The organism is Massilia sp. P1_C10, from assembly GCF_056406475.1.
The window spans coordinates 307,916-333,205 of record NZ_JBFUAC010000002.1; the positions used below are offsets into that span (position 1 = coordinate 307,916).

Sequence of the window (25,290 nt, forward strand, 5' to 3'; positions counted from 1 at the left end):
AGTGTGCGCCGATTTCGTCCGTTCGTCTCGTCCTGCCGAGCGGCAAAAATCAGCCCTGCTCGGCCGCCTTCGGCTTGGCCGGACGGCGCGGACGGGCCGGCGCCTTGCGAGCAGCCGTCTTGCGCGGTTTTTCGGCCGGCGCCGCATTGCCGTCGACGTCGACCGGTTCGGCTGCCACCGTATTGCCGTTCACCTCGACGGCTTCAAGGGAACCCGCCTGCTTTGCGCTGCCCTTGCGCGGGGAGCGCGCGCCGCGGCGTTTTTCCGCGGCCGGCGGAGGGAACGGCGAATCTTCGTTCCACTCCTGCGCCTCGGCGGCCGGCGCTTCGGCAGCTTCCGCTGGCATCTCGGGCTGCGACTCCGGCTCGCTCACCACCGGCGCGCGGAAGTCGGTGCGGCCGCGGCCACGGCCACGGCGCGGTTCCGGCTGGGGCGCGACCTGTTCGACCGGCTCGGACGCCGCTTCCGGCTCCTGCACTTCCTCGACGGGCGCCTCGACGGCCGGTTCGGCCGGCGCGCGGAAATCGCTACGGCCACGTCCGCGGCCGCGGCGCGGCTCCGGCTTGGCGGCGACTTCTTCATTGGCCACTTCGGCCGTTGCGACCGGCTCCTCGCCGACCGCCACCGGCTCGGCCGGGACGCTCGGCGCCGCGGCGCTGCTGCGATACACGTACGCGCCGGACTTCTCGTCGCGGCCGAATTCGAGCATGCCGCGCGCCTGCGCCTCTTCCAGCAGGTTGCCGAAGGTGCGGAAGCCGAAGTAGGTCTCGTTGAAGTCCGGACGGCGGCGCTTCAGGGTGTCCTTCAGCAGCGACGCCCAGATCTTGCCGCTGTCGCCGCGCTCGGAGACCAGCGCGTCGAACATTTCGACGACCATCTCGATCGCCTGCGACTTGCGCGACTCCAGTTCTTCCTTGCGCTTGTTGCCGCCTTCGTCGGTCGACGCGGCCGCGCGCTTCTGCTGCGGCTGCGCCTTGCGCTCGTCGCGCTTGGCCGCGGCGCGTTTCACTTCGCGCACCAGGTCGTCGTAGAAAATGAATTCGTCGCAGTTCGCCACCAGCAGGTCCGAGGTCGACTGCTTGACGCCGACGCCGATCACCTGCTTGTTATTCTCGCGCAGCTTCGACACCAGCGGCGAGAAGTCCGAGTCGCCGGAGATGATGACGAAGGTGTTGACGTGGGACTTGGTGTAGCACAGGTCGAGCGCATCGACGACCAGGCGGATGTCGGCCGAGTTCTTGCCGGACTGGCGCACGTGCGGGATCTCGATCAGCTCGAAGTTCGCTTCGTGCATGGTGGCCTTGAACCCCTTGTAGCGCTCCCAGTCGCAGTAAGCCTTCTTGACGACGATGCTGCCCTTGAGCAGCAGCCGTTCCAGCACGGGCTTGATGTCGAATTTTTCGTAGTTGGCGTCGCGGACGCCCAGTGCGACGTTTTCAAAATCGCAGAACACCGCCATGCTGATGTTTTCGGGGGATGAAGCCATAATGTTGTTTTCTGTGGAGGTGTGGAACTGACAATCCGCAGATTATACGCAACAACATCCGAATGGCGTCACCCCTGACGATTACAGGCGGTCGATGGTGGCCTGGTCGGGCGCGCCGTCGAAGAATTTGTTGATGCACTCGACGAACACCGCCTCGTCCGGCGCCACCTCCGAAAACAGCGTCATCGACGAATGGAATTTCAGGTCGTCGGGGGAATCGAAGATCTCCCCGATCGGCTTGTCGTCGATTGCCGCGACCAGCGCGCTGCATTCGCGCAGGCGCGCGCCGAGCAGCGGGTGGGCCAGGTAGGCGGCCGCCTCGTCGGCCGACGCGATCGCGTACCGCTGCGCCATCGCGCTGTGACCGAGGCCGGCGATCTGCGGGAAGATGAACCACATCCAGTGAGTCTGCTTGCGGCCGGCCTTGAGTTCGGCGACGACCTTGCGGTAGACGGGTTCCTGCGCTTCGACGAAGCGGTCGAGGTTGAATTGGGTGTCCATGGCGGGCCTCCTTCCGATGGCATTCTAGCGCGGGCGCGTGCTACAGTGGCGCGCATGAAAACGGAACACCTGCAACTGCTGCTGACGCGCGAAATGCCGTATGGGAAGTACAAAGGGCGCAAGCTGGCCGAGCTGCCGGGGCATTACCTGGGATGGTTTGCGCGCGAGGGATTCCCGCGCGGCGAGCTGGGCGAACTGATCGCGCTGATGTACGAGCTCGATCACAACGACCTGCGGTCCTTGCTCGATCCGCTAAGGCGCTGAACAAAGTGGGGGGTCAGGTCCGGCGGAGCGACGGGGACGCCTAGTCCCCGGGTTTGTCGCCGCCGCGGGAGCTTGCCAGTGTCAGCGCCCAACCTGGAGGCGCTGGCCGCTCTGCTGCATGCGCGCGAACTCGCCGCCCGTCACCGCCGCACTGAACAGCCAGCCCTGCAGCTGGTCGCAGCCCAGGTCGCGCAGGAACGCCATCTGCTCCGGCGTCTCGACGCCCTCCGCCACGATCTCCTGGCGCAGCTGCTGCGCCATCGTCACGATCGCCCGCGCGATGGCGCAGTCGTTCTCCTCTTCCGGCAGCCCGACCACGAAGGAGCGGTCGATTTTCAGTGTGCTGATCGGGAATTTCTTCAGATAGGCCAGGCTCGAATAGCCGGTGCCGAAGTCGTCCAGCGCCAGCGCCAGTCCCATCGCCACCAGCTCGTTCATGATGGCGATCACGCTGTCGCTGCCGCCCACCAGCAGGCTCTCGGTAATCTCCAGCATGATCTGCTCGGGCAGCACGCCGTGCAGGTCGAGCACCGCGGCGACGCGCCCCGGCAGGCGCCGGTCGAACTGGCGCGCCGACAGGTTGATCGCCACCGGCGGCATCGCCAGGCCCGCGTCCTTCCACGCGCGAATCTGGCGGCAGGCTTCGTCCATTACCCATGCGCCGATCTCGAAGATCAGGCCGGTCTCTTCGGCCAGCGGGATGAATTCGGCCGGCGACACCATGCCGCGCTCAGGATGGCGCCAGCGGATCAGCGCCTCCGCGCCGACCATGCGGCCGCTGCGCAGGCTGACCTTCGGCTGGTAGTGCAGCTCGAGCTGGCCACCGGACAGCGCCGCGCGCAGCTCGGTCTCGAGCCGCAGGTGGTCCTTGGCGCGCTGGTCCATCTCTTCGCTGTAGAACAGGAAGCGCTCGTCCGCGCCCGCCTCCACCTTGGCCATCGCGACGTCGGCGTAGCGGATCAGCGAGGCGGTGTCGGTGCTGTCCTCGAGGTAGACGGCGACGCCGATGTGGGCGCCCACGCGCAGGCTGTGGGCGCCCGCGCCGACCGGCTGCGCCAGCGTCGCCAGCAGCTTCTGGGCGACGATGCCGGCGTGCTCGCGCTTTTCGATTTTCGGCAGCGCCACCGCGAACTTGGCAGTGTCGATGCGGGCAAGGATGTCGGCGTCGCGCAGCACAGCGCGGAAGCGGCGCCCGATCTCGCGCACCACCTCGTCGGCGACGTCGGCGCCGAGCGACTCGCGGTAGGCGGCGACCCGGTCGACTTCGATCACCAGCAGCGCGCCGTACTGGCTGGCGCGGCGCGCCTCGCTGAGCATCTGGTCGACCAGGTGGTTGAACAGGCTGCGGTTAGGCAGGCCGGTCAGGGTGTCGTAATTGGCCAGGCGCTGCATGCGCGCTTCGGCGTCCTTGTGCACGGCCAGGTCGGAAAACAGCGAGAAGGTGTGGGTGATGGCGCCGGCCGCGTCGCGCACCGCGCCGATCGTCACCGTCTGCGGGAGCAGCTCGCCGTTCTTGTGCTTGCCGACGATTTCGCCGCGCCAAGGGCCATGGCCTTCCATCGCGGCGCGCACCTTGGCGTCCAGGTCGGCGTCGTGCACGCCGGAGCGCAGCAGCTCGGGGCCCTGGCCTACCGCCTCGGCCTGCGAGTAGCCGGTAAGGCGCGTGAAGGCGGCGTTGACCGAGACGATGCGCTGCGCGGCGTCGGCGATCAGCACGCCCTGGTCGCTGTCTTCGATGATGCGCGAATGCAGTGCGATCCTGTCCTGCTCGGCAAGGGCGCCGGCGGCGGGCGCCAGCCGCACCATCACGCCGGCCGGGTCGCCCGCGTCGTCGTGGATCATCGACAGCGCCATCGACAGGCGCACGATGTCGCCGTTTTTCTTGCGGCGCAGGACATCGACCGGCGCGCTGCCCTGCTCGGCGAACCAGTCGGCCAGCTCGTCGCCGTCGTCGGCGTCGAGGAACAGCGCGTGCCGGCCGAGCGCTTCTTCGCGCGCGTAGCCGAACAGCGCCTCGGCGCCGCTGTTCCAGCCGGTCACGTAGCCGGCCAGGTCGAGCGTCAGCGCCGGCGCCTCGGGCTCGGGCTCGGCGGGAGAACGGGCGCCGGCCGCGGCCAGCGCCGCATCGAGTTCGGCCAGCGCGGCGTCGAGCGCGGCGCCTTGCAGCGAACGCGCGGCGCGCGCCAGCCGCAGGCAGCGGTCGAGCGCGTCGTCAGCCACCCTGGCTCTCGCGCAGCGCGCCCTGCATCCAGCCGGCGGCGTCGAGCATCGCCTGGTTGAACTCCTCGCGCGGAATCTGCAACGCATCGAGTTCGGCGGCGACGCCTTCGAGGTCGCCCCGTTCGGCGCGCTCGAACAGCAACAGCAGCGCGCCCAATTCGCCCTCGCGCCGCAGCAGCGCCGCGTGCACCGCGTCGCCCAGCGCCAGCGGCGCCAGCACTTCGGTCAGCGGCATCCCGAACAGCACGCCGAGCAGCGAGAACATGCCGGCCATGAAGCCCTGCTCCTGGGTGTGCTTGTCCAGGCCGCGCGACCTGGCCAGCAGCTCGAGCGCGCGGGCGCGCAGCGCCACGCGGGCCAGCAGCATGGCCGAGCGCACGTCGTTCTGGCGCGCCGCGAACAGCATCAGGTTGAGCCAGCGGCGCAGTTGCTGGCGTCCCAGCATCAGCAGCGCCTGCGAGAAGCTGGTGATGCGGCGGCCGCTGCCGACGCCGAGCGAATTCACCAGCCGCAGCAGGTTATACGACAGCGTCGGATCGCGCCGCATCAGCGCTTCGATTTCGTGGGTGTCGGCGTCGGCCGAGACCAGCTGCACCATTTGCAGCGCGGTGGCGCGCGACGCGCTCTGGGCGCCGCTGGCCTTGGGCGGCGGCGCCATGCACCAGTCGCCATCGACCCATTTGGCGGCAGGCGGCAGATAGTCGGGGTCGAGCCGGTCGTCGGCGCGGCACAGGGCGCCGGCGGGCATTTCCTTCCAGCCCGCGTCCTGCAGGGCGCTCGCCGCGCCGGCGGCGATCTGCGGCCGGAAGAAGCAGGCCAAGCCGTTCGACAGCGCCTCGAACTGCTCGGCGCCGAACAGCGGCAGCAAGGCTGTGGCGTCGCCCATGCCGGCGTCGGCCAGCAGGCCGGCCGGCTTGCCGCTGCGGTCGGCCAGCACCCGGAAAAAGACCAGTGGAACAGGAATGGTGTTCATTTGCTAAGGTGAATATTGGTGACTATCGGCAACCATATTACCTCGGAAGTGTTGATTTCTACCAACTTTTCGCCTGCCGGTGTGGACCGATTGTTACACCTCGGAAGGATTTGCCCCGGGCAGCGCCGCGCACAGGCGGCCGAACAGGCCGGCGCGCAGCATACGTTCGCGCCACCAGCGCAGCGCCGCGCCGTCGTCGCCGCTGCGCCACGCTACATAAAAGGTTTCCGGCGCGCGCGCCTCCTCGACCTGCTTTTCGACCAGCAGGCCGCGCGCGATGGCGGCGCGCGCGCACGGCTCGGGCAGGAAGCCGAAGCCCAGGCCGGCCAGCTGGAAGTCGAATTTCAGCTGCATGGTCGGCACGGTCAGCGCATCCTGCCCGAGCAGCAGGCCGACGGTGCGCGCCACCATGTTACGGGCGCTGTCGCCGACCACGATGGCGCGCTGCTCCTGCAGCTCGGCGCGACCGAGCGGACCGGGATGGGCCGCCAGCGGATGGCGTGGCGCCACCGCGAACACGAAGCGCATCTCGCCGATCGGGCGCGCGACGTAGCCGCCGCCGGCCGGGCCTTCGCCTGCCACGCCGACCAGCAGGTCGACGCGGCGGTCGAGCAGCGCCTCCCACGGGCCGGACAAGGTTTCCTGCACCAGGCGCAGGCGCGTGCTGCGGGCGACCTCGTAGAACGCGGCGATGTCGTCGCGCAGCGCGAGCGCCGAGAACATCGAATCCATGCCGATCGCCAGCTCGGTCTCCCAGCCCGACGCGACGCGCTGGACGCGCTGCTCGAGGTCGAGCGCCGCCTTCAGCAGGTAGCGGCCCTGCTTGAGCAGCTCGCGACCGGCCGGCGTGAGCAGGATGCGCGGGCCGTTGCGCTCGAACACGCGCAGGCCGAGGTCCTCCTCCAGCTTGGCGACCGTGTACGAAATCGTCGACGGCACCTTGTGCAGCTCCTGGCCGGCCTTGGCGAAGGAGCCGCGGCGGTCGATCGCATCGACGATCTGCAACGCTTCCAGCGAGAGTTTCAGCATTCGATTTTTTCGATCATAGGATTCAAAACATTCCGTTTTTAGAAACGGCGTCACAGGAATATACTGGTTTCATTGAGGCGATGGTTAATCGAAATTATCGCACGTAACCTGACAAGAAATGGAGCAAGTCATGCTGCAAGTAAGAAAAAGCGACGATCGGGGCGACGCCAACCATGGCTGGCTGCATTCGAAGCACACCTTCTCGTTCGCCGACTACCGCGATCCTGAGCACACCGGCTTCGGGCCGCTGCTGGTGATCAACGAGGACCGCGTCGCGCCCGGCCAGGGCTTCGGCAACCACGGCCACCGCGACATGGAGATCATCTCCTACGTGCTGGACGGCGCCCTCGAGCACAAGGACAGCATGGGCACGGGATCGGTGCTGCATTACGGCGACGTGCAGCGCATGAGCGCCGGCAGCGGCGTGCGCCACAGCGAGTTCAACGGCTCGCGGACCGAACCCGTGCACTTCCTGCAGATCTGGATCGAGCCGAAGGTGCGCGGCATCGCGCCCAGCTACGAAGAGAAACACTTCGCCCCGGAGACCAAGCAGGGCAAGCTGCGCCTGGTCGCCTCGAACGACGGGCGCGACGGCTCGGTGCTGATCCACCAGGACGCGGCGATCTTCGCGGCGATCCTCGGCGGCGGCGACCAGGCGCGCCACCCGCTGGCGCCGGGGCGCACCGGCTACGTCCACGTGATCCGCGGCGACGTCACCGTCAACGGCACGGCGCTGAGCGGCGGCGACGCGCTCAAGCTGACGGGCGAAGCGGCGATTGAACTGGCGCAGGCAACGGACGCCGAAGTGCTGGTATTCGACCTCCCCTATTAATTCCTCCAAAGGGGTCAGACCAGCTGGTCTGGCCCCGGTGGTGGGAAGGGTCCGGCTACGGGAAGGGCCGATTTCCGCTACACTTGCGGCTACAGAAATAGATTCAGAGATACCGCCATGCCCGCCACACCCAACGATCACCTGCTCGACTACGCCACCTCGTGCGCCCTGCCGACGCCGTGGGCGCAGTTCACGCTGCACGCCTTCGTCGAACACGCGACCGGCAAGGAGCACCTTGCCATGACGCTGGGCGACATCGGCGACGGCGCGCCGGTGCTGGCGCGGGTGCATTCGGAGTGCCTGACCGGCGACGTGCTGTTTTCGCAGCGCTGCGATTGCGGCGCCCAGCTCGAAGGGGCGCTGCGCAAGATCGCCGACGAAGGCCGCGGCATCCTGCTGTACCTGCGCCAGGAAGGGCGCGGCATCGGCCTGGTCAACAAGATCCGCGCCTACCGCCTGCAGGAAGCCGGCGCCGACACCGTCGAGGCCAACCTGCAGCTGGGCTTTCACGCCGACGCCCGCAACTACGAGCTGTGCCAGCCGATGCTGGCGCAGTTCGGCGTCAAGACGCTGCGCCTGATGACCAACAATCCGCGCAAGATCGACGCCATGGAAAAGCTGGGCGTGCGCGTGTCCGAGCGCGTGCCGCTGCTGGTCAACCGCAACGCCTTCAACAACAGCTACCTCAATACCAAGGAAGCCAAGCTGGGTCACATGATGACGCCGCTGGCCGAAGCGGTCGCCGAAGACGGCGAGCTGTAACTACCTCCAAGTCCCATTCCCCCACGCGCGGCGGCAAATAAGTTATGCTGGTGGCAAGAGCATCTTGTCACCGAAGGAATGCATGAAATTTGTACCGCCTGCCGCACTGTTTTGCTGCCTGATCCTGGGCGCCGGCGCCGGCGCCGCCCCCAAGCCGCCGCCGGTCCAGCCGCCCGCCGTGCCGGCGCCCGCGATTCCTCCGGCCGCGACGCCGCCGGCGCCTGAAGCCGAAAACGCGGCACTGCCGCCGCCCTCCTCGGCCGCGCAAAAAGTCTACTCCGCCGCCAAGGGCGACCTGCTGCAGATCCGCATGCTGCTCAAGAACGGCCGCAGCCAGTCGACCGTCGGTTCCGGCTTCCTGGTCGGCACCAGCAACCTGGTGCTGACCAATTATCACGTCGTCTCGCAGATGGCGCTCGACCCCGACGTCTACACCGGCGAATACGTCGACACCGACGGCAAGCGCGGCCCGGTCGAACTGCTGGCCGTCGACGTGCTGCACGACCTCGCCGTGGTGCGCGTGACCCGCAACGGCACCGGTTTTTTCAACGTGCCGGAAAAGCTGGCCAGGCTGACCCAGGGCCAGTACCTCTACTCGCTCGGCAATCCGCTCGACCTCGGGTTCGCGATTTCCGAAGGCTCGTACAACGGCGTCGTCACGCGCAGCTTCTACGACCAGCTGATGTTCACCGGCCCGATCAACTCGGGCATGAGCGGTGGCCCGAGCGTGACCGAGTCCGGCGAGGTCGCCGGCGTGAACGTGTCGAAGCGGCGCGACGGTGAGCTGGTGAGCTTCCTGGTCCCGGTGCGCTACGCCCAGGAACTGCTCAAGAAGGTCGCCGCGCAAACGGCGCCGCCGAAGGACTTCAACCCGCTGATCGGCCAGCAGCTGCTGGCGCACCAGAAGGCGATGATCGACAAGCTGCTCGAGCAGCCGCTGTCGCTCAAGTCGATGGGGCCGTACCAGGTGCCGGTGCGCGAGAGCGAACAGGTGCGGTGCTGGGGACGCTCGAACGTGAAGGCCGAGGCGACCTTCACCGCCGACACCATCAGCTGCCAGATGGAGTCGGCGATCTTCGTCTCCGAGTCGCAGCAGACCGGCCACGTGGCGATGAGCCACCAGTACGTGCATTCGGCGAGCCTCGACAAGATCCGCTTCGCGGTATTGGCCAGCACCCTGTTCAAGGTCGACAACCTGGGACGCGCAAAGGACACGCGCATGACCGGGCCTTCCTGCACCGAACAATTCGTCGCGACCAAAACAGTGCCGCTGCGCGCCGTGACCTGCGTGCGCGCCTACCGCAAATTCGCGGGACTGTACAACTTCACCCTGATGACCGCCACCAACGACGACCCGAAGGCCAGCCTGCAAAGCCGCATCGACGTCTCCGGCGTCTCGTTCGAAAACGGCATGCGCACCACGCGCGCTTTCCTCGAGTCGCTGGGACGCGGAGCGAGGCAATGAGCGCGCCCTACTTCGTCGAGACCCTGGCGCGCAACGGCGACGTGCTGCACCGGCACCGCGTCGATGCGCTGCCGATCCGCATCGGGCGCGGCTACGACAACGACTTCATCGTTGACGACGCCCACTGCGCCGCGCGCCACGCGATCGTCGAAGCGGACCAGGAAGGCCGCATGGTGCTGCGCGACCTGGACACCAAAAACGGCGTGGTCCACCTGGGCAAGCGCATGTCGCGGCTGGTCATGACCGGCAACACGATCGTGCGCCTCGGACACACCACGCTGCGCGTGCGCCCCGCCGACTTCCCCGTCCCGGCCGAGCAGGTCGACCGCACGATGCACGCGTGGGAAGGCGGCATGCCGGGCCTGGTCGGACTGTTCCTGATCGGCGTGGTCGCGCTGTTCAGCGTGTGGCTGAACGACACCCAGTCGTTCCAGCTGATCCGCTACCTGCAGGCGCTGGCGTTCGGCATCGGCGCGGGCCTGGTCTGGGCCGGCGGATGGGCCTTCGCCAACCGCCTGTTCGGGCGCCACGCGCGGCTCGGACGGCACCTGTTCATCCTCGGCGCCGCGCTGGCCGCGCTGGTGGCGATCCAGCTGACCCTGAGCACGCTGGCCTACGCGTTCTCGTGGGAGTGGCTGACGCGCTATGGCACTCACCTGGTCATCGCGCTGGCGGCGGCGATGCTGTACTTCCACCTGTCCACCGTCAAGCCGAATGGCCGGCGGCGCTTCGCCATCACCTGCCTGGTGCTGGGGGCGCTGGGTTCGGGCCTGACTTTAATCAGCAACGAACAGCGCACCGGCCGCACAGGATCGGAGCTGTACATGTCGGTGCTGATGCCGCCGTCGATCAAGGTCGCGCGCGACCACAAGGTCGACGAATTCATGGGCAAGGTCGGCGACATGAAGGCGAAGCTCGACGCCGAGCGCATGAAGAAGGTCAAGGACAACGTCGTCGTCGACGATGACGACGACTGAGCAAACAAGGGGTCTGGTCCCGCGGACCTGACCCCCTCTTATTACCGGCCTACGCGTCCTTGCGCGGCCCGCCGCCCGATTTCGCAGCCTGCGCCGCCTGCGCCGCCGCCTGCTGGAAGGTATCCGTTCCTCCCATCTGGTGGGCATCGCCGTTGCCACGCATCCCCACGCCGATATTCTTGAACGGGTCCGTGAAGCTTCGGATGGTTTCCTGCTGCGTGCGGATGCCGCGCTCGGTTTCTTCGGACGCCGCTTTCTGCACTTCATCGGCCAGCGCGCGCGCGGTGCGGCTGGTTTCCTGCACGTGCTGCTCGGTCACGCGCGCCAGGTCGACCTGGGCGTCGGCGGCGACCTGCGAAATATGCTGCTGGTAGGCGCGCAACTTGTCGGCGGCCGGCTGGGCGCGCGTGCTGGCGGCCGACAGCGCCTCGGTCGGGCGCTCATGGGTGATGGCCTGGTGGCCGGCCAGCGTGCTCTCTTCCAGCAGCGTCTGCGCCAGCTGGATGTTGAGGTCGCATAATTGCTGGAACGAGCGGAACAGGGACTTGCTCACGTCGTTGGCAAAGGAAATTTGGGCGTCCAAATGGGTGCGGACGGCGGGCGTGACGGATGGCGCGAATGGATACATGGTTATGGCCCTCTTGTGGTGGAATGGGAGGTACAAGACTAGGGCACGCCGCCAGCCCGGGTTTGCGGCAGATCAAACGTGCCGGGCTTGCGGTCAACGCTTTGGCGCGGGCAGTTCGGCGCCGCAATCCCTGCAGAAACGGGCCGTCGGCTCGTGGCCGCCGGCGTCGCAGCCGGGACAGCTGCGCGCGCCGCGCCCGCGCCCGAGCCGCAGCGAGGTCATTTCGGCGGTGACGATGCCGGTGGGTACCGCGAGGATGCCCCAGCCGAGCAGCATCATGAACGAGGCGATCAACTTGCCCAGCCCCGTCTGCGGCGTGATGTCGCCGTAGCCGACCGTGGTCATCGTCACCGTCGCCCAGTACATCGCCACCGGGATGCTGGTGTAGCCGTGCCTGGGCCCTTCGACCACGTACATCACGGTGCCGAGAATCAGCACCGCCATCAGCACCACCGACAGGAACACCAGGATCTTGCGGCCGCTGGCGCGCAGCGCGCCGCCCAGCATGGTGTATTCGTCGATGTAGAGGGTCAGCTTGAAAATGCGGAACACGCGCAGCAGGCGCAGGATGCGGATGTCGAGCAGGACCGCCGCTTCCGGCACGAACAGCGAGCAGTAGGTCGGCAGCACCGACAGCAGGTCGATGATGCCGAAAAAGCTGGTGGCGTAGCGCAGCGGATGGCGCACGGTGGCCAGGCGCGCGATGTATTCGGCGGTGAACAGGAAGGTGATGCCCCACTCCAGCGCGTCCATCGTGCCGCTGTGGACCGAATGGATGCGCGGCACGCTGTCGAGGACGACGACCACGATGCTGATCAGGATGGCGATCACCAGCGCGATGTCGAAGTTGCGCCCGGCCCGCGTGTCGGCCTCGAAGATGACGTTGTACAGGCGCCGGCGCCAGCCGGCCGGCGGCTTGCCGAACTGCGCGGCCGCCTCCTGCTCGGGCAAGGGCGTGACGGGATCGCTCATGGCCGCGCGGCCGGCGGGCCCTTCAGTTCGACCGTATTGCCCTCGGGGTCATGCAGGTAGATCGACGGCCCCTCGCCCTCGGCGCCGTAGCGCGATTCGACCGGCCCGGCCTCGACGCCATGCGCGGCCAGGTGGGCGCCGATCGCGGCGGCGTCGAACGGCTCGACGCGAAAGCAGACGTGATCGAGGTTGCGCCCTTCCGGCCCCGGCGCGGCGCCGCCCATCCTGCCCAGCTTGCCGTCGACCGGCACCAGGTCGACCAGCGCATTGCCGGCGCGCAGCTGCACCAGGCCGATCTCGTCCTGGCGTCTTTCGATACGGCAGCCCAGCACATCGCAGTAGAAACGTATCATCGCGTCCAGCTGTATCACGCGCAGGACGATGTGGTCGATCTCGCGGATCGCGATGGCCATGTCAGTCGGCGTGGCGTTCGACCCAGGTGGCGAAGGCGTCGATGAAGGTCTTGAGGAACTTCTCGGTCGACTCGTCGGTCAGCTTTTCGCCGTCGAAATGCTTGCTGATGCCGCCCAGGTAGGCTTCGGGCTGCTGCATCGCCGGCATGTTGAGGAACACCAGCGACTGGCGCAGGTGGTGGTTGGCGCCGAAACCGGAGATGGCGCCCGGCGAGACGCTGACCACGCCGGCCGGCTTGCCGTTCCAGGCGCTCTGGCCGTAGGGACGCGAGCCGACGTCGATGGCGTTTTTCAGGCAGCCCGGCACCGAGCGGTTGTACTCGGGCGTGACGAACAGCACCCCGTCGAAGGTCTTGATCTTGTCGCGGAACTCGGTGTAGGTGGCCGGAGGCGCATCGTCGTCGTCCTGGTTGTACATCGGCAGCTGGCCGATCTCGACGATGGTCATGTCCAGCTGCGGCGGCGCCAGCAGCATCAGCGTCTTGGCGACTTTGCGGTTGAACGATTCCTTGCGCAGGCTGCCGACGATGACGGCGATTTTCCGTGAGGCCATGACGTTTCCTTCGATGTTGGTGAGTAGATACAAGTGACTATTTTTGCATCTTTTCACCGATCAGCGCGCACGCAAGGCTAGATACGTCCGCGCCGGAACGCGGCCAGGAATTTGCCCGCCGCCGCCTTGCTCAGCACCGTCACCGGATCGCCATGGTAGGCATACAAAAACTGCGGGCCGCCGAGACGGTCCGTCAGCTTGGCCGACAGCAGGAAGCGCGTGCCGGCCGGGTACTGCTCCGTCAACGCCCGCGAACAACGCACCGGCAGGGTCGGCGCGAAGGCCTGCCCCGCCATCGGCCGGATCGACAGCCGCCCGGTGCGCGGATCCACCACCGATTCGACGGCCACTTCGCGATAGGCCCAGGTGTCGCGCGCCATCGCTCAGGCCTTCGCGGCAGCGGCCGGCGCGCGCACCACGTGCGCTTCGCGGATCGGCAGGTTGACCAGCGCGGCGCCGAGCGCCAGCACGATGTCGGCGTACCACATCCAGGTGTAGTCGCCGAACGTCACGAACGACAGCCCGCCCAGCCAGGCGCCGAGGAAGCCGCCGACCTGGTGCGACAGCAAAGTGAGGCCGAACAGCATGGACAGGTAGCGCATGCCGAACAGCTTGCCCACCAGGCCCGCGGTCGGCGGCACCGTGGCCAGCCAGGTGAAACCCAGCGCGGCGGCGAACACGTAGAAGGTCAGCGGCGTCTTCGGCGCCAGCAGGTAGATCACGATGATGACCGCGCGGCTGCCGTACATCAGGGCCAGCAGGGACTTCATGCGGTAACGCGTCGACAAGGCGCCCGCGGTCAGGCTGCCGGCGATGTTGAAAAGCCCGATCAGGCCGAGCGCGGTGGCCGACACGCCGGCCGACAGGTTGCACAGCGCGACTTCGCCCGGCAGGTGGGTGACGAGGAAGGCGATGTGGAAGCCGCAGGTGAAGAAGCCCGCGTGCAGGCACAGGTAGCTCGGATCCTTCAGCGCCACCTTCACCTGCTGGCCGAGCGTGATGCCGCCCTGCTCCGCCGGCTTGGGCGCAGCGCCCGGCTTGACGCCGGCGTTGCGGCGCAGCGGCCACGCCAGCGGAATCGTCAGCAAAGTCGTCGCGGCCATGGTCAGCATCGCGGCGATCCAGCCGGCGCTGCTGATGATCGCCTGCATCAGCGGGGCGAACACGAACTGGCCGAACGAGCCGCCGGCGTTGATGAAGCCGGCCGCGAACGGACGGCGCTCCGGCGGCAGGCGCTGCGCGGTGGCGCCAATCAGGATCGAGAAGCTGCCCGCGCCCGCGCCGGCGGCGCTGAGGAAACCCATCGTGAACATCAGGCCCCACTGCGAGCTGACCAAGGGCGTGAGCGCCAGGCCGGCGGCCAGCATCAGCGCGCCGAGGATGACGACTTTCGCCGAGCCCCACTTGTCGGCCACCGCGCCGAACACCGGCTGGGCGGCGCCCCACATGAACTGGCCGACCGCCAGCGCGAAGCTGATCGAGGCGATGCCAAGGCCGGTCGACGTATTAATCGGCGACATGAACAGGCCCGTGGTCAGGCGCGCGCCCATCGTGATCATCAGGATCGCCGAGGCGGCGAGGATCAGCAGCCATGCGGCGCGCGGCGTCATTTCAGTCTGGGTTGGCATGATGGAGGTCCTCGATCAAAGGCGTGAGTTGGATGAGCGTGGTGTCGAGCTGCGCGTGCAGCGCTCGCACGTTGGCGGCGCCGATCAGCGTTTCGAATTCGGTCTGGGCTCTGCGCCAGGCGCCGTAGGCCTGTTTGACCTTGGCGCGGCCGGCCGCGGTGATGGTGACGATGCGCTGGCGGCTGTCCGCGCCCGCCTCCAGCGTGATCCAGCCGGCTTCGATCAGCGGCTTGAGGTTGCGCGTCATGGTCGTGCGCTCGATGCCGAGGCGGTCGGCCAGCTCGGCCACCGGCAGCGCCTCCTGGCCGACGTTCTTCAGCACCGAGTACTGGGTGGTCTTCAGGCCGACGCCGGCCATGTGGTGGTCGTACACGCGCGACATGGCGCGGGTCAGCTTGCGCAGCTTGAAGCAGGTGCAGCCGAGCGGGTTTTCGATCAGGTCAGCCATAAAGGGTGTAGGTGCACATATCGGTGACCCGATTATAGTGCATATACACGCTTCATGCTTTAGCCGCGGACCAAACCCAGGTGTCAGGTCCGGCGGACCTGACCCCGCTTCGGTCGCCGGCGTCAGTTCTTGCCGATATTTTCGGCCAGGAATTTCTCCACGCGGGTCCAGAAGTCGATCTGGTCGCGCTCGTAGTACCAGCCGTGCCCTTCTTCCGGATACTCGATCCACTCCACGCGAGGATTGGTTTTCTTCACCGCTTCGTAAAACTTTTTGCCGTGCGCGATAGGAACGGTGCGGTCCTTGACGCCGTACGCCATCAGCAATGGCTGCGTGATGCGCGCTGCGTTTTCCAGCGGCGAGTTCGCCTTCAGCATGGCCGCGTCCTTGTCCTGGTCGCCGATCATGCGCGGCAGGCCGTACAGCTTGGCGTCCTGCGAGGTATTCGTGAAACGCAGGTTGTACAGCAGGTTGATGTCGGTGACGCCGACCCAGTCGACGCCGCAGCGGAACAGGTCAGGATGCTTCACCAGTCCCATCAGGGTGGCGTAACCGCCATAGCTGGCGCCAGCGATGCAGATCCGCTTCGGATCGGCGATGCCCTGGCTGATCGCCCAGCGCGCGCCCTGCGCGACATCTTCCTGCATCGCCTGGCCCCATTGCTTCCAGCTCGATTCGAAGTGCTTCCGGCCGAAGCCGGTGCTGCCGCGGAACTCAGGCTGCAGCACGGCGTAGCCGCGCGAGGCCAGGAATTGCACCTCGCGGTTCCACGCGATGTGGCCCCCGCGCGCCCAAGGGCCACCGTGCACCAGCACCACCATCGGCAGGTTCTTGCCGCTGGCCCCTTTCGGCAATGTCAGGTAGGCCGGAATCTCGAGGCCATCGGCCGCCTTGTAGCGCACCATCGACTTGGACGCCATCGCAAGCGGGTTGATGCCGGGCAGCGCGGCGCCGAGGCGCGTCAGCTTGCCGGTAGAACGATGATACAGGTGCCAGTACCCCGGCTCGGTGTCGGAAAAAGACCCCACCAGAACCGCATCGGCGGCGACGTCGCGCGCCGGTTCGATGCGGTTGATGGTCGCCGGCAGCAGCGCATCGACCTTGTTCTGCAGCTCCTTCATGCCGTCGTCGACCCAGGTGGTGATCGGTTCGCTGGTCTCGTAGCGCAGTCCAAGCACCGTCTCGCGGTCGGGCGCCAGCACCAGCGCGCCATTGAAATCGTAGTTCTTCAGGCCGACCACCGGCTCCGGATCCATCTTGCCGGCATCGACGTCATAGCGGTACAGGCCCTGGGTGTCGCGGCCGTTATACGCCAGCACGTACAGCTGGCCGGAACGCGTCACCAGCGCCGGCGTGAAGCCACTCAATTCCACGGGGTCGAACTGGGCGAGCTTGCGCCACTTGCCGGTTTTTGGATCGTTGTAGTGAATCGTGGTCACGCCCGCGGCCCGCGTGCTTGCGATGCGCGGCACGCCGCCGCCGTCGATCAGCACGCCGAAACTGTTTTCCGGCGCATCGACGCGCACCATGTTGGAGGTCTCGGTATTCAAGCGGAACAGCGCGTAGCCTTCGAAGTCTTCCTTGAATGCTTCGTGACGCACCACGTAGACGTCGCTGGACTTGTCGTCGTGGACCGAACTGAGGAATCTGGTGTTGGGCGGCAGCGCCTTGCCGCGCGCCCCGCCGGACCAGTCGTGCGCCACCAGGTGCACCGGCTTGCTGCCGTCGATGTCGATCGCGTGCAGGCCGGGGCCCACCGCCAGCTTGCGCTCGTCGCCGTCGTCGATCCTGACCGCGGAGTACACCAGGCGGTGGTTGTTGACCCAGTGGACATCGCCAATGTCCATGCCGCGGATCGACGCGATCTGGCGCGCCGCACCGCCGGACGTCGGCTTGGTCGCCAGAACCGTGTTGCCGTCGGGGCCGCGCAGCATCAGCGCGACGTTGGCGCCGTCGGGCGAGAGCAAGGCGCCCGAAAAGTGGGACTTGGCGAAGAAGGTGGCGACGGGAATCTGGCCAGTAACGGGAACGTCGGCCGCATTGGCGGCGCAGACCAGCAGCATCGCAGCGGTGCTGGCGAGCGACGCGAACTTCTTGAGGAACATGGGGCGCTTTCGGATGAACGGAAACCGCCATCATACTGAAAGCGCCGGCGCCGAATCTATCGAATAGTCACAATGGGGTCAGGCCGGCGGGACCCGACCCCGGCACCGCGGCCCTACGCGGCCGGCGCCTTGATCAGCATGCAGATCGCTTCGGCCGCCATGCCCTCCTCGCGCCCCAGGTAGCCCAGCTTCTCGTTGGTCTTGGCCTTAATGTTGACCTGCTGCGGCGACACGCCGATGTCCTCGGCGATGCGCGAGACCATCTGGCCGATGTGCGGCGCCATCTTCGGCGCCTGCGCGATGATGGTCGCGTCGATGTTGCCGATCGTGTAGCCGGTGGCCACCACGCGGTGCGCCACTTCGCGCAGCAAGGTGCGCGAGTCGGCGCCGGCGAACATCGGATCGGTGTCCGGGAAGTGCTTGCCGATGTCGCCCAGCGCCGCGGCCCCCAGCATCGAGTCGATGATCGCGTGCAGCAGCACGTCGGCGTCCGAATGGCCGAACAGGCCGAGGCGGTGCGGGATCGTGACGCCGCCGACGACCAGTTTGCGGCCTTCGACCAGCGCGTGGCAGTCGTAGCCGGTGCCGATGCGGAACGGAGGGGCGGGATTGTAGGATGCTAGAGACATGTCAGTTCGCTCAGGTTAAGGCGCGGCCAGGTACATTTCGGCGATCTCGATGTCGCGCGGCAGCGTCACTTTTAAATTACGGGGATGTCCTTCGACCAGCATGGGCGCGTGGCCCATGGCTTCGACCGCGCTGGCGTCGTCGGTGATGGCGGCGGCGTCGCTGGCGGCATCGAGTGCGTCGCGCAGCAGTCGGAAGCGGAACATTTGGGGTGTCTGCGCCAGCCACAGGCCGGCGCGGGAAATCGTGGCGACCTGGCCGCCTTCGGCGCGCTTGACGGTGTCGACCACCGGCAGCGCGAGCAGTCCGCCGACCGGGTGGGCGCCGACTTCGACGATCAGCTTGTCGATCAGCGCGTCGTTCAGGCCGGGCCGCGCGGCGTCGTGCACCAGGATCCAGTCGTCTTCATGCAGCATGCCGGCCATCGCGGCCAGGCCGTTGCGGATCGACTCCATGCGGGTGGCGCCGCCGCAGCGCAGCACCGACACGCCGTTGCGCGGCGCGACCCGGTCGATCTGGCCGTCCTCCGCGCTGACCACGACGAAAGTGTGGCTGATGCGCTCGCTGGAGAGGAAGGCGTCGATGGTGTGGCGCAGCATCGGCTTGCCGCCGATCGACAGGTACTGCTTGGGTCCGCCCGCAGCCATCCGGGCGCCGACGCCGGCCGCCGGGATCAAGGCAAAGTAACGTGGTGCCTGCTGGTTCATATGCTGTGCTTCGTCAGTGTTGGTGCGGCTGCTTGATAAGGAACTGTACCTCACCTTTGCAAACTCTGCTCAGGCGGGCGTACTCCTGTGGCGAGTCGATTTCCGTTTGCAATTGCTCAACCCGGTCCAGTTCGTTTTTAATGTACGGCATCCATTCGCTGTCGATTTCGCGCGCCAGCATCGCCTTTGCCTGGCCGATCTTCGCGTACACCGGGCGCGCCGCGAAACGTTGGTCCAACGCCGCGCGCACCACTGATTCCACTTTCGACAAATGGTTCAGGTAGGCATTGAGATGGCGCATCTCATGAGCAAGAATTTCCTGATACGCGCACGATCCGGGCCGAAATTCGCGGCCGACGTAGATCGTGATCGGAATGTAGGACAGCCTGACGCCGATTTGCGGCGCGATGCACTCGCGCCCGCTCTGCGGATCGGCCAGCAATCTGGCGTCGAGCTGGATCGACACGCGCGACTCGGCGCGGGTCAGGCCGAGCACGTAGCTGCGTCCCGCCGCCGACGGGCGCATGCCGGTCAGGCGCTGATAGGACACAGTATTGTTGATCGTGTAACCCTGGTCGCTGGCGGACAGGTGCGCGGCGCTGGCGCCGATGCCGCTTTCGCAACGCGCCTCGAACGAGGCAGGCTGCGCCGCCAAGGCGCCGGCCCAAGCCAGCAGCGCTGCCGCCGCCAACAGCCGGTTCATCGCGTCGCTCAGGCGGGGTTCCAGGCGCCGGCGAGGATCTTTTCGAGCCAGAAGGTGCCGATCACGGTTTTCACGTCAGTCACCTCGCCGCGCCGGATCATCTCGAGCATCTCCGGCACGCTGGCGCGGAACGTCTCCAGAAATTCGCCGTCGTCGAGCTTCGCTTCGCCCTCGGTCAGGCCGCGCGCCAGGTACAGGTCGAGGTGCTCGTCCGAGTAGGCGATGGCGTTGTGGATGGTGCAGACGAACTGCCAGTCGCTGGCGCTGTAGCCGGTTTCTTCCTGCAGCTCGCGCCTGGCGCAGGCCAGCGGATCTTCGCCCGGGTCGATCTTCCCCGCCGGGTATTCGACGAACACCTGGCCGAGCGGATAGCGGAACTGGCGCTCGAGCAGCACGGTGCCGTCGTCGAACAGCGGGAGGATGACGACCGCGCCGGGATGGCGGATGAATTCACGGTGGGTCTGGGCGCCGTCGGGCAGCGCGACGCGGTCGCGCGTCACTTGCAGGAAGCTGCCTTCGTACGCCAGCTCGCCGTCGATGCGGGTTTCTTTGAGGTGGTCGTCCATGCGGGGCTCCGGAGAAATCAGTGGTGGCGTTTGCGCAGGTAGCGTATCACGAAGCCGGGGAAAGCGAGCGTGACGAACAACGGGACGGTGAGCATGTAGAACTCTTTGGACTGCGGGAACACGTTGCCGATCCGGCCTTCGAGCAGGCGCGCGACGGCGCCCACCACGAAGTACAGCACCAGCAGCTCGGCCAGCCGCACCCACAGGGGCTTGGCGCCCTTCAGCGGGACCAGGCCGAACACGTTCTCAGTGAGGAACGGCAGGTTGGCGAGCGCCAGTGCGACGGCGATCACCACCCATGCTGCCAGCGCTACATCCATCAGGTGCCGAGGGTCTTGCTCATCGCGTGCAGGCAGGCGCCCAGCAGGCCGCCCGGCACCAGGCCGAGGACCACGATGCCGACGCCGTTCAGCGACAGCATCAGGCGCATGTCGCCCGGCACGGCGATGACCGACGCGTCGGCCGCTTCGTCGAACCACATGGTCTTGACGATGCGCAGGTAGTAGAACGCGCCGATCAGCGAGAACATGACGGCGGCGATGGCCAGCCACACGTAGCCGGCGGTGACCACCGACTGCAGCACTGCCCACTTGGCCATGAAGCCCATCATCGGCGGCACGCCGGCCAGCGAGAACATCAGGATCGTCATGACGATGGCGAACCACGGGCTGCGCTTGCCCAGGCCCTTGAAGTCGGCGATTTCCTCGGCTTCGAAGCCGGCGCGCGCCAGCATCATGATCAGGCCGAAGCTGCCGACCGTGGTCAGCACGTAGGTGATCGAGTAGTACATCGCGGCGCTGTAGGCAGCGGCGGCGTTGCCCGAATCGAGGCCGACCACGCCGGCCATCAGGCCGAGCAGCACGAAGCCCATCTGCGCGATGGTCGAATAGGCCAGCATGCGTTTCAGGTTGGTCTGGGCAATCGCGGTCAGGTTGCCGATCGCCAGCGACAGCACGGCCAGCACCATCAGCATCTGCTGCCAGTCGAACGACAGCGGCAGCAGGCCTTCGACCAGCAGGCGGATGCAGATCGCGAACGTGGCCAGCTTCGGCGCGCCGCCCAGCAGCAGGGTCACCGCGGTCGGCGAACCCTGGTAGACGTCCGGCACCCACATGTGGAACGGCACGGCGCCCAACTTGAATGCGAGGCCGGCGACGACGAACACGATGCCGAACACCATGATGGTCTTGTTGGCGATGCCGCCGGCAGCGGCCTTCGACACTTCGGTCAGGTCGAGCGAACCAGTGGCGCCGTACAGCATCGAGATGCCGTACAGGAGGAAGCCCGAGGCCAGCGCGCCGAGAATGAAGTACTTCATTGCCGCTTCGGTCGATACCGCGTGGTCGCGGCGGATGGCCACCAGCGCATACAGCGACAGCGACATCAGTTCGAGGCCGAGGTAAATGATCAGCATGTTGTTACCCGAAATCATGACCATCTGGCCAAGCATCGAGAACAGCGCGAGCACGTAGAATTCGCCGCCCAGGTTACCGGACAACATGCCGCGCTCGGTCGCGTACTGGCGCGAGTAGATCAGCGTCATGCCGATGGTGAGATAGGTGAACAGCTTGAGCAGGTTCGACATCGGGTCCGACACGAACATGTTGTTGAACGTGTAGACGGTGGTGCCGGCGCTGAAGTCGGCGTAGCTCAATACCGCGCAGCCGGCCAGCGTGGCCAGCGACAGGTAGTAGGCGAGCGAGCGCTTCGACATGAACATGTCGATCAACAGGATCGCCGACGCCGCGACCATCAGGAAGATTTCGGCGTAGACCGGGATCAGGTTTGGGTTGGTCATTTGATTCATTTCGATTTAAGGCAGTTTGCTGACGGAGACATGCTGGAGCAGGTCTGCCACCGAGGTTTGCATCGTATCGGTGAACGGCGCCGGGTACAGGCCCATTGCGATCACGGCGATGGCCAGCAAGGCGAACATGAAGAACTCGCGCTTGTTCATGTCGGTCAGTTCGTCGACATGCTTGTTGCCGATCGCGCCGAACACCACGCGCTTGACCATCCACAGCGAGTAGGCCGCGCCGAAGATCAGCGCCGTGGCGGCCAGCAGGCCAATCCAGAAGTTGAACTGGACCGCGCCCAGGATCACCATGAACTCGCCGACGAAGCCGGAGGTCGCAGGCAGGCCGCAGTTGGCCATCGAGAACAGCACGAAGAAGGCGGCGAACTTCGGCATGCGGTTGACCACTCCTCCGTAGTCGGCGATCTGGCGCGAATGCATGCGGTCGTACAGCACGCCGATCGACAGGAACATCGCGCCGGAGATGAAGCCGTGCGAGATCATCTGGACGATACCGCCCTGCACCGCCATCGGATTGAAGACGAAGAAGCCGAGCGTGACGAAGCCCATGTGCGCGATCGACGAATAGGCGACAAGCTTTTTCATGTCCTTCTGGACCAGCGCGACCAGGCCGATGTAGATCACGGCGATCAGCGACAGCGTGATGATGAAGCCGGACAGGTAGTGCGAGGCGTCAGGGGCGATCGGCAGCGAGAACCGCAGGAAGCCGTACGCGCCGAGCTTCAGCATGATCGCGGCCAGCACGACGGAGCCGCCGGTCGGCGCTTCGACGTGGGCGTCCGGCAGCCAGGTGTGGACTGGCCACATCGGCACCTTGACGGCAAACGCCATCAGGAAGGCCAGGAAGATCAGGACCTGCTCGCGCATGGTCAGCTTCAGGGTGTGCCATTCCAGGATGCTGAACGAGCCGCCCGACTTGTTGTACAGGTAGATGATCGCGATCAGCGTCAGCAGCGAGCCGAAGAAGGTGTACAGGAAGAACTTGAAGGCCGCGTACACGCGGTTCGCGCCGCCGAATACGCCGATGATGATGAACATCGGGATCAGGGTGGCTTCGAAGAAGAAGTAAAACAGCAGGCCGTCGAGCGCGCAGAACACGCCGATCATCAGTCCCGACAAAATCAGGAAGGAGCCCATGTACTGCGCCACGCGCTCTTCGATCACCTGCCAGGCCGAGATCACGACGATGACCTGGATGAAGGCGGTCAGCGGCACGAACCACAGCGACAGGCCGTCGACGCCGAGCGCGTACATGATGTTGAAGCGGCCGATCCAAGGGGTGCTCTCCATGAACTGCATGCCGTGGTGGGCATTGTCGAAGTGGGCCAGCAGCGGCAGCGTCACCAGGAAGCTGATGATCGAGCCGATCAGGGTCACCCAGCGGGTCAGGCCCGGGTTCTTGTCGCGGCCGATGGCCAGCACGATCATGCCGAAGATGATCGGGAGCCAGATCGACAGGCTAAGGAACGGAGGATAGGAAATAGACTGCATCATTTTCTTTGTCTTTTTTCGGGTCTGATTAAGCGTGCCAGAACGGGAAGAAGTACATCAGCGTGGCCAGCACGCCGAGGATCATCACGAACGCATAGTGGTAGATGTAGCCGGTCTGCGCGGTGCGAACCACCGTCGAGAACCAGCCCACCAGCTTTGCGCTGCCGTTGACGACCAGGCCGTCGATCAGGCCCTTGTCGCCGACGTTCCACAGGCCGTTGCCGAGCACGCGCGCGCCGCCCGAGAACACCACGTCGTTGAACTTGTCCATGTAGTACTTGTTGTCCAGCAGGGTGTGGATCGCGTGGAACTTGGCGTAGAACCAGGCCGGCACCCGCGGGTTAATCAGGTAGCAGTAGTAGGCCGATGCGACGCCGGCGGCGGCCAGGATGAACGGCAGCGAGGTGAACGAGTGCATCGCCATCGCCATCGCGCCGTGGAACTCTTCGCCCAGTTCGTGCATCGCGTGGTGGTTTTCGCCGACCACGATGACGCCCTTGAAGAAGTCGCCGAACAGCATCGGGCCGATCGTCATGTAGCCGATCACCACCGAAGGAATCGCCAGCATCACCAGCGGGAACCACACAACGAACGGCGACTCGTGCGGCTTCTGGCCTGGCTCGAGGCCGTGGTGGTGATGGTCGTCATGGTCTTCGTCGTGCGCATCGGAGTCGTGGCCATGGCTGTGGTGCTGCGGCTTGCCGAAGCGCTCTTCGCCGTGGAACACCAGGAAGTACATGCGGAACGAGTAGAACGCCGTGACGAACACGCCGGCCAGCACCGCGAAGTTGGCGAAGCCCGAGCCCCAGATGTGGGTCGCGTGCACCGCTTCGATGATCGAGTCCTTCGAGTAGAAGCCCGAGAAGAACGGGGTGCCGATCAGCGCCAGGGAGCCGAGCAGCGAGGTGATCCAGGTGATCGGCATGTACTTGCGCAGGCCGCCCATGTTGCGGATGTCCTGGTCGTGGTGCATGCCAATGATGACCGAGCCGGCGCCGAGGAACAGCAGCGCCTTGAAGAAGGCGTGCGTCATCAGGTGGAACACGGCGATCGAGTAGGCGGACGAACCCAGCGCCACGGTCATGTAGCCGAGCTGCGACAAGGTCGAGTAAGCGACCACGCGCTTGATGTCGTTCTGGATGATGCCCAGGAAGCCCATGAACAGCGCGGTGATCGAGCCGATTACCAGCACGAAGGACAGCGCGGTGTCGGACAGTTCGAACAGCGGCGACATGCGCGACACCATGAAGATGCCGGCGGTGACCATGGTCGCCGCGTGGATCAGCGCCGAAATCGGGGTCGGGCCTTCCATCGAGTCAGGCAGCCAGACGTGCAGCGGGAACTGGGCCGACTTGCCCATCGCGCCGATGAACAGGCAGATGCAGGCGGCGGTCAAGAGCGGCCAGCCGGTGGCGGCAACCGTCATCGCGGCCAGCGCGTCGCGCTTGGCGAACACTTCCTGGTAGTTCATGGTGCCGGCGTAGGCCAGCAGCAGGCCAATGCCGAGGATGAAGCCGAAGTCGCCGACGCGGTTGACCAGGAAGGCCTTCATGTTGGCGAAGATCGCGGTCGGGCGGGTATACCAGAAGCCGATCAGCAGGTACGACACCAGGCCCACCGCTTCCCAGCCGAAGAACAGCTGCAGGAAGTTGTTGGCCATGACCAGCATCAGCATCGAGAACGTGAACAGCGAGATGTAGGAGAAGAAGCGGTTGTAGCCTTCGTCGTCCGCCATGTAGCCGATGGTGTAGATGTGCACCATCAGCGACACGAAGGTCACCACGCACATCATCATCGCCGACAGCGAGTCGATCTGGAAGCCGACTTCCATCTTCAGGGTGCCGACCGTCATCCAGTTGTAGATGGTGCCGTTGAAGGTGGCGCCGCCGTTCACCAGCATCAGCGTGTGCACCGAGATGATCAGTGCGATCAGGACGCCGAGGATGGTGGCCGCGGTCGAGACCTTGCGGCCGACCACTTCGCCGAGGAACTTCGTGCCGAGCAGGCCGGCGATCGCCGAGCCGGCCAGCGGCGCCAGAGGCACCGCCAGAAGGAGGTTAGGGTTGAGAATTTGCCCCGCCATGTTGAACCTTAATCGTTATTTATTCGAATGAATGAAGCTGC

Annotated in this window: 26 protein-coding genes; 5 read left to right on the forward strand and 21 right to left on the reverse strand. The window is 66.1% G+C overall.

Features of this window, described 5'->3' with window-relative positions:
* Nucleotides 1-49 precede the first annotated feature (49 nt).
* On the reverse strand, nt 50-1,486 hold the full coding sequence (locus AC1D02_RS05585; protein ID WP_477314561.1) for an NYN domain-containing protein: 1,437 nt from the start codon (nt 1,484-1,486) through the stop codon (nt 50-52).
* A gap of 81 nt (nt 1,487-1,567) precedes the next feature.
* Nucleotides 1,568-1,987, reverse strand: coding sequence for a DUF1810 domain-containing protein (locus tag AC1D02_RS05590; RefSeq protein ID WP_477314563.1), 420 nt, complete (start codon nt 1,985-1,987; stop codon nt 1,568-1,570).
* A gap of 54 nt (nt 1,988-2,041) precedes the next feature.
* On the opposite strand from AC1D02_RS05590, the gene AC1D02_RS05595 reads away from it, so the two are divergent.
* Nucleotides 2,042-2,251, forward strand: a complete 210-nt coding sequence (locus AC1D02_RS05595; RefSeq protein ID WP_477314565.1) for a DUF3820 family protein — start codon at nt 2,042-2,044, stop codon at nt 2,249-2,251.
* A gap of 81 nt (nt 2,252-2,332) precedes the next feature.
* Here AC1D02_RS05595 and AC1D02_RS05600 read toward each other — a convergent pair whose 3' ends face one another.
* From AC1D02_RS05600 to AC1D02_RS05610, 3 genes are all read right to left on the reverse strand, one after another.
* Nucleotides 2,333-4,471: a putative bifunctional diguanylate cyclase/phosphodiesterase gene (locus AC1D02_RS05600; RefSeq protein WP_477314567.1), complete on the reverse strand. Its 2,139-nt coding sequence runs from the start codon at nt 4,469-4,471 to the stop codon at nt 2,333-2,335.
* The gene (locus AC1D02_RS05605; protein WP_477314569.1) at nt 4,464-5,444 is read right to left on the reverse strand and encodes an EAL and HDOD domain-containing protein; all 981 of its coding nucleotides are present in this window, start codon (nt 5,442-5,444) and stop codon (nt 4,464-4,466) included. The genes AC1D02_RS05600 and AC1D02_RS05605 overlap by 8 nt, the downstream gene beginning before the upstream one ends.
* Before the next feature lie 93 nt (nt 5,445-5,537).
* Nucleotides 5,538-6,473 (reverse strand): LysR family transcriptional regulator, encoded by a 936-nt coding sequence (locus AC1D02_RS05610; RefSeq protein ID WP_477314571.1) that lies wholly within the window; start codon nt 6,471-6,473, stop codon nt 5,538-5,540.
* Nucleotides 6,474-6,603: 130 nt separating this feature from the next.
* Between AC1D02_RS05610 and AC1D02_RS05615 the strand changes: the two genes are divergently transcribed.
* The 4 genes from AC1D02_RS05615 to AC1D02_RS05630 all read left to right on the forward strand — a co-directional run bounded on the left by AC1D02_RS05615 (nt 6,604) and on the right by AC1D02_RS05630 (nt 10,509).
* Nucleotides 6,604-7,305, forward strand: coding sequence for a pirin family protein (locus AC1D02_RS05615; RefSeq protein ID WP_477314573.1), 702 nt, complete (start codon nt 6,604-6,606; stop codon nt 7,303-7,305).
* Nucleotides 7,306-7,422: 117 nt separating this feature from the next.
* Nucleotides 7,423-8,067: a GTP cyclohydrolase II gene (gene ribA, locus AC1D02_RS05620; protein WP_477314575.1), complete on the forward strand. Its 645-nt coding sequence runs from the start codon at nt 7,423-7,425 to the stop codon at nt 8,065-8,067.
* A gap of 82 nt (nt 8,068-8,149) precedes the next feature.
* The gene (locus AC1D02_RS05625; RefSeq protein ID WP_477314577.1) at nt 8,150-9,532 is read left to right on the forward strand and encodes a S1 family peptidase; all 1,383 of its coding nucleotides are present in this window, start codon (nt 8,150-8,152) and stop codon (nt 9,530-9,532) included.
* Nucleotides 9,529-10,509, forward strand: coding sequence for an FHA domain-containing protein (locus AC1D02_RS05630; protein WP_477314579.1), 981 nt, complete (start codon nt 9,529-9,531; stop codon nt 10,507-10,509). Before AC1D02_RS05625 ends, AC1D02_RS05630 begins: the two co-directional genes overlap by 4 nt.
* A gap of 49 nt (nt 10,510-10,558) precedes the next feature.
* Here AC1D02_RS05630 and AC1D02_RS05635 read toward each other — a convergent pair whose 3' ends face one another.
* The 16 genes from AC1D02_RS05635 to nuoL all read right to left on the reverse strand — a co-directional run bounded on the left by AC1D02_RS05635 (nt 10,559) and on the right by nuoL (nt 25,249).
* Complete coding sequence (locus tag AC1D02_RS05635) at nt 10,559-11,137, reverse strand: phasin family protein (protein ID WP_477314581.1); 579 nt, start codon at nt 11,135-11,137, stop codon at nt 10,559-10,561.
* A gap of 93 nt (nt 11,138-11,230) precedes the next feature.
* Nucleotides 11,231-12,109, reverse strand: a complete 879-nt coding sequence (locus AC1D02_RS05640; RefSeq protein WP_477314583.1) for an ion transporter — start codon at nt 12,107-12,109, stop codon at nt 11,231-11,233.
* Nucleotides 12,106-12,522: a VOC family protein gene (locus AC1D02_RS05645; protein WP_477314585.1), complete on the reverse strand. Its 417-nt coding sequence runs from the start codon at nt 12,520-12,522 to the stop codon at nt 12,106-12,108. Before AC1D02_RS05645 ends, AC1D02_RS05640 begins: the two co-directional genes overlap by 4 nt.
* A 1-nt stretch (nt 12,523) precedes the next feature.
* On the reverse strand, nt 12,524-13,075 hold the full coding sequence (locus tag AC1D02_RS05650) for an NADPH-dependent FMN reductase (protein ID WP_477314587.1): 552 nt from the start codon (nt 13,073-13,075) through the stop codon (nt 12,524-12,526).
* Between the two features lie 77 nt (nt 13,076-13,152).
* Nucleotides 13,153-13,455 carry a hypothetical protein gene (locus tag AC1D02_RS05655; protein WP_477314589.1) on the reverse strand — a complete coding sequence of 101 codons (303 nt, stop codon included), beginning with the start codon at nt 13,453-13,455 and terminating at the stop codon, nt 13,153-13,155.
* 3 nt (nt 13,456-13,458) lie between these two features.
* Nucleotides 13,459-14,703, reverse strand: a complete 1,245-nt coding sequence (locus AC1D02_RS05660) for an MFS transporter (protein WP_477314591.1) — start codon at nt 14,701-14,703, stop codon at nt 13,459-13,461.
* Nucleotides 14,687-15,151 (reverse strand): MarR family winged helix-turn-helix transcriptional regulator, encoded by a 465-nt coding sequence (locus AC1D02_RS05665; protein ID WP_477314593.1) that lies wholly within the window; start codon nt 15,149-15,151, stop codon nt 14,687-14,689. The genes AC1D02_RS05660 and AC1D02_RS05665 overlap by 17 nt, the downstream gene beginning before the upstream one ends.
* 122 nt (nt 15,152-15,273) lie before the next feature.
* A complete protein-coding gene (locus AC1D02_RS05670; protein ID WP_477314595.1) occupies nt 15,274-17,256 on the reverse strand; it encodes an alpha/beta hydrolase family protein in 1,983 nt (660 codons plus the stop codon).
* A 113-nt stretch (nt 17,257-17,369) separates the two neighbouring features.
* Nucleotides 17,370-17,885 carry a 2-C-methyl-D-erythritol 2,4-cyclodiphosphate synthase gene (gene ispF, locus AC1D02_RS05675; RefSeq protein ID WP_477314597.1) on the reverse strand — a complete coding sequence of 172 codons (516 nt, stop codon included), beginning with the start codon at nt 17,883-17,885 and terminating at the stop codon, nt 17,370-17,372.
* A 15-nt stretch (nt 17,886-17,900) separates the two neighbouring features.
* Complete coding sequence (gene ispD, locus AC1D02_RS05680) at nt 17,901-18,590, reverse strand: 2-C-methyl-D-erythritol 4-phosphate cytidylyltransferase (protein ID WP_477314599.1); 690 nt, start codon at nt 18,588-18,590, stop codon at nt 17,901-17,903.
* 13 nt (nt 18,591-18,603) lie between these two features.
* Nucleotides 18,604-19,293: a hypothetical protein gene (locus tag AC1D02_RS05685; protein ID WP_477314601.1), complete on the reverse strand. Its 690-nt coding sequence runs from the start codon at nt 19,291-19,293 to the stop codon at nt 18,604-18,606.
* 8 nt (nt 19,294-19,301) lie between these two features.
* Nucleotides 19,302-19,859 carry an NUDIX domain-containing protein gene (locus AC1D02_RS05690; RefSeq protein WP_477314603.1) on the reverse strand — a complete coding sequence of 186 codons (558 nt, stop codon included), beginning with the start codon at nt 19,857-19,859 and terminating at the stop codon, nt 19,302-19,304.
* A 17-nt stretch (nt 19,860-19,876) separates the two neighbouring features.
* Nucleotides 19,877-20,179 carry a DUF2818 family protein gene (locus AC1D02_RS05695; RefSeq protein ID WP_477314605.1) on the reverse strand — a complete coding sequence of 101 codons (303 nt, stop codon included), beginning with the start codon at nt 20,177-20,179 and terminating at the stop codon, nt 19,877-19,879.
* Nucleotides 20,179-21,657 carry an NADH-quinone oxidoreductase subunit NuoN gene (gene nuoN / locus AC1D02_RS05700; RefSeq protein WP_477314607.1) on the reverse strand — a complete coding sequence of 493 codons (1,479 nt, stop codon included), beginning with the start codon at nt 21,655-21,657 and terminating at the stop codon, nt 20,179-20,181. The genes AC1D02_RS05695 and nuoN overlap by 1 nt, the downstream gene beginning before the upstream one ends.
* A gap of 15 nt (nt 21,658-21,672) precedes the next feature.
* A complete protein-coding gene (locus tag AC1D02_RS05705; RefSeq protein ID WP_477314609.1) occupies nt 21,673-23,169 on the reverse strand; it encodes an NADH-quinone oxidoreductase subunit M in 1,497 nt (498 codons plus the stop codon).
* Nucleotides 23,170-23,194: 25 nt separating this feature from the next.
* Nucleotides 23,195-25,249 (reverse strand): NADH-quinone oxidoreductase subunit L, encoded by a 2,055-nt coding sequence (gene nuoL / locus AC1D02_RS05710; protein ID WP_477314611.1) that lies wholly within the window; start codon nt 25,247-25,249, stop codon nt 23,195-23,197.
* Between the last annotated feature and the right edge of the window lie 41 nt (nt 25,250-25,290).